Raw genomic sequence first — 4,384 nt, forward strand, 5'->3', positions numbered from 1 at the left:
GCAGGAGAAAGGTTCTGTGACGGCAGAATTCGTGGTGCATACGATCTTTGGGGAAATAAAGGCAGAAAGGACGGTGGATATTTGATGGTGAGCTATGAAGCATTGATGGAGAGAAAACTGGATTTGATCGATGACAAGAGAGACAAAAGACAGGGCAGTGTGATTTATGATGCGCTGGCACCCAATGCGGCGGAAACAGCGGCTTTTTATGCCGATCTGGATATGCTGGAGGATCGCACCTTTGCAGACACGGCAACGGGGGAGGATCTGACCAGACGGGCGGCAGAACGGGGCATCCTGAGAAAGGCTGCGGTAAAGGCAACTTTTTACGGGAGTTTCCTGAACGAGGATGGCGTGGAATATCCTGTAGAAGCGGGAACAAGATTCTTTCTGGAGGAGTATCATTATGTGGTACTTTTCAGAGAGGAGGACGGAAGATATGTGCTGGAATGTGAGGCAGCAGGTGCCTGTGGCAATGAATATCTGGGGAATCTGATCCCCATAGAAACCATGGCCGGGCTGGCTGCAGCAACGCTGGAGGAACTGCGGACAAACGGGGAAGACGAAGAAGGGGACGAAGAACTGAGAAAACGATATTTTTCCAGTTTTGATGCAGATGCCTTTGGCGGAAATATTTCTGATTATAAAAGAAAGATCAGTGCTATGCAGAATGTTGGCGGGGTAAAGGTTTATCCTGTATGGAACGGCGGTGGTACAGTGAAGGTAGTCATTATCGATCAGGGCTGGCATGGCCCTACCGAAACGGAACTGGCAGAACTGCAGAGAGAAATTGATCCGGAAAGCAGAGGAGAAGGATATGGCATTGCGCCCATTGGCCATCGGGTAACGGTAGAAGGGGTCACGGAAGTGGCCTGCGATATCCATATGACGATTTCTCTGGCGGAAGGTGCGGTGCAGGAAACGGTGGCAGAGGAGATTCGGCAGAGGTTCGAAGCATATCTGGAAGAAATGCGGAAAAGTTGGGCAGACAGTGCCTATCTGACGGTGCGTATCAGTTATCTGGAAAGCCGCGCGCTGGAAGCGGATGGTGTGCTGGATGTTTCTGATTGTAGCATTAACGGCACAGGCGGCAATCTGGTTCTTGGAGCGAATGAAGTGCCTGTATTGGGTGAGATCGAGGTGAGAGCATGACGGAAAACAGATACAGCGGATATTTGCCGGATACGGTGAAAGAACTGCAGGAGTTTCGGAAACTAGGGCAGATCGAAGGAGTGATTCTGGAGGAAGAGGCGACAGCGAAGGATACCCTGGTAAAGAATCAGTGGATCCTGACGGCGGAAAGGAATGGCCTGCTTCGGCTGGCAAAAATGATGGGGGTTCTGGGAGCAGAGATGATGGAAACGGAAAAACTGCGGGAGGAGATCCTGTATCGCTGGAACAGCCGAAGCCCCTATACAGAATTTCATCTGCGGGACTGGCTGGATGGCTGTCTGGGAGCCGGAAATTATACCACAGAACTGCAGAAGGAACGATATTTCCTGCAGTTGGTACTGGAACTGCGGGTGAAGGAAAAAAGAGAGTTTCTGCAGAAACATCTGCGAAAGATCATTCCTGCAAATCTGGCGTTTGAAGTGGGGCTGAATGCCAATACCCATGAAGATCTGAAAGGGATGACCCACGGGCAGATGAAGGCTTTGGGCTGGACCCATGGGCAGATTCCTTTCGAAGACCTGACACCCTATCGGAAATAAAAGAAAGACTGAAAGCAATTTGGTTGCTTTTGGTCTTTTTTTCGTGAGGAAAAGACGATACAATAAAAACAAAGATATTTTCAGGGGGATAGACTATGGAAGAAAAGAAAATCATACAGGAGAATCCCTTGGGGTATGCCCCTTTAGGTGGCCTGATGCGAAAATTTGCAATCCCTTCTATTATCAGTATGCTGGTGAATTCCCTTTACAATATGACAGATCAGATTTTCATCGGTCATCAAATCGGGATGCTGGGGAATGCGGCGACCAATGTTGCCTTTCCTGTAACGATGCTACTGATCGCCTTTGCGCAGCTGATCGGTGTTGGCACAGCGGCGAATTTCAATATCAGCCTTGGGGCAAAAAGAGAAGAAGATGCCAGAAAATATATTGGGACGGGACTGTCTATGACAGGGATCGTTGGGCTGTTGTTCCTTGTATTTGTATTGCTGTTTAAAACAGCGATCCTGAAGGTCTGCGGTGCGACGGAAAATATTCTGCCATTGGCAGAGGCTTATTTGGGGATCACCGCCATTGGTCTGCCCTTTCTGCTTTTTTCCAGTGCAGCCAGCACCATCATCCGTGCGGACGGCAGTCCGTCTTATTCCATGACCTGTACCGTCAGCGGTGCGGTTTTGAATGTTTTTCTGGATTGGCTGTTTCTGTTTGTGTTTCATTGGGGGATGGAAGGGGCAGCGTTGGCAACGGCCGTCAGTCAGTTTGTATCTTTTCTGCTCTGCATTTGTTATTTTCCGAAATTCAGGACATTTCCCATTACAAGAAATATGCTGGGGATCCGGAAAAGCTATGCGACAAAGATCGCAAAACTGGGGACAAGTAACTTTTTGAATCACACGATTATGATGGCGGTGGCTATTGTTCTGAATCATTCTCTGTCGTATTATGGTGCCTTGTCTGTTTATGGCAAGGATATTCCGCTTGCAGTTTCCGGCGTGGCAACGAAGCTGAACAGTATCATGGTGGCCTTTGTGGTGGGGCTGGCCCATGGCTGTCAGCCGATCCTTGGATTTAATATCGGGGCGAAAAATTATGACAGGGTAAAGAAAACATACAAAATGGCCGTAAAGATCGGCATGTGCTTCAGTGTGGCGGCTTTTCTGCTGTTTCAGTTTTTCCCGCGGGAGGTCATTTCCGTATTTGGGGTGGGAGAACCGCTGTATTTTGTATTTGCGGAAAAATATCTTAGGATCTATATGTTTATGGTATTTACCTTTGGGCTGCAGCCCATTACGGTCAATTTTTTTACCAGTATCGGCGCAGTCAAACAGGGGATTGTTCTTTCGGCTTCCAGACAGGGATTTATCCTGATCCCGATTCTGCTGATTCTGCCGCTGCGGTTTGGTCTGGATGGGGTGCTGTTTGCGGGGCCTGTTGCCGATGGGCTGGCGGCCATCCTTTCGATTACGATGGTAATGGTCAATTTTCAAAGTATGACCAAGCGGCAGCGGGAGGAAATGGAGAAAAACGCCTGAGTTTCTGCAAAAAACTGTTGCGGTCGGACAAAGAATGTGCTACAATATGAAAATCATGGGGAGAAGTGTCCCTGTCACATAACGAGATAACACTCGCAAACGAGTGATGATACAGGAGGTTTTTCTAATGTCTACAATCGGTACAGTTTTAACAGTAATTTTGATCGTTCTGACAGTTGTTCTGGCAACTATCATCCTGATGCAGTCCAAACGTTCTGCTGGTCTGGGCGCAGTAAGCGGCACTAGCGGTGCAGATTCTTTCTGGAGCAAAAACAAAGGTAACTCCGTGGAAGGGAAACTGGAAAAATACACAAAGATTCTGGGCGCAGCATTTATGATTATTGCGTTCATCGTAAATCTGGTAGGTTAAGAAAAACTGGGGATGCTGTATGGAACAGCATCCCTTTTTTTATAAAACTGAAAGTTTTGGGAAAAGTAAGAAAAAACAAGGAGAATCTCTATGGAACAGAATGATATTATGCAGGCGAGGAAAGAACGGATCCTTGCTTATATCAAAAGTGACGGATATATCCCCATGAAACGCAGAGACCTGAGGGTGATGATGGATGTGCCGACAGAGGACAGACCTGCCTTTGAAGAGCTGCTGCAGCAGCTCATTGACGAAGGGCATATTTTTGAAACCAGAAAAGGCAAACTGGCTTCTCCAAAAGACCTGCAGATGGCAACGGGTTCTTTTATCGGCCATGCCAGAGGATTTGGTTTTGTAACGCCCGATGAAGGCGGAGACGATGTGTTTATCCCTGCCAGCGAGACCATGGGTGCCATGCAGAAAGACAAAGTCCTTTACAAGGTGCTGCATAAGGCGGAAAAAGGGAAAAAAGCCGATGGCGTTATCGTGAAAATTCTGGAAAGAGGGATGCAACGCATCGTTGGTACCTTTGAAGCCAGCAATAAAGGCTTTGGCTTTGTGGTGGCAGACGATAAGAAAATTGCAAAGGATATTTTTATTTCCAGAGATCATACCAAAGGTGCAGTCAGCGGTCATAAAGTTGTAGTGGAAATCACCGATTACGGCGAAGACAGACGCAACCCCGAAGGGAAAGTCGTGGAGATCCTCGGTCATGTGAACGACCCCGGTGTGGATATCCTGTCTGTCATCCGCAGATATGAACTGGCAGTGGAATTTCCGGATGAAGTTTATGGGGAAATTGAAAATCT

At 47.8% G+C, this 4,384-nt stretch carries 4 protein-coding genes and 1 pseudogene; all 5 read left to right on the plus strand.

Annotated features, from left to right (window positions below; translation table 11 throughout):
- The coding region (locus tag ACJMLT_RS07655) for a baseplate J/gp47 family protein (RefSeq protein ID WP_405728955.1) at nucleotides 1-1,152 on the plus strand (1,152 nt) is incomplete at its 5' end.
- Entirely contained in the window at nucleotides 1,149-1,712 is a 564-nt protein-coding gene (locus ACJMLT_RS07660; protein WP_405728958.1) for a putative phage tail protein, read from the plus strand. The genes ACJMLT_RS07655 and ACJMLT_RS07660, both read left to right, overlap by 4 nt.
- Nucleotides 1,713-1,807: 95 nt before the next feature.
- The gene (locus ACJMLT_RS07665; RefSeq protein ID WP_405728961.1) at nucleotides 1,808-3,205 is read left to right on the plus strand and encodes an MATE family efflux transporter; all 1,398 of its coding nucleotides are present in this window, start codon (nucleotides 1,808-1,810) and stop codon (nucleotides 3,203-3,205) included.
- A 127-nt stretch (nucleotides 3,206-3,332) separates the two neighbouring features.
- The gene (secG, locus tag ACJMLT_RS07670) at nucleotides 3,333-3,575 is read left to right on the plus strand and encodes a preprotein translocase subunit SecG (protein WP_405728964.1); all 243 of its coding nucleotides are present in this window, start codon (nucleotides 3,333-3,335) and stop codon (nucleotides 3,573-3,575) included.
- Nucleotides 3,576-3,665: 90 nt separating this feature from the next.
- A pseudogene (locus ACJMLT_RS07675) lies at nucleotides 3,666-4,384 on the plus strand (ribonuclease R); the annotation flags it as partial.

The organism is Anaerotignum sp. (assembly GCF_045122575.1).
Lineage (GTDB): Bacteria > Bacillota > Clostridia > Lachnospirales > Anaerotignaceae > Anaerotignum_A.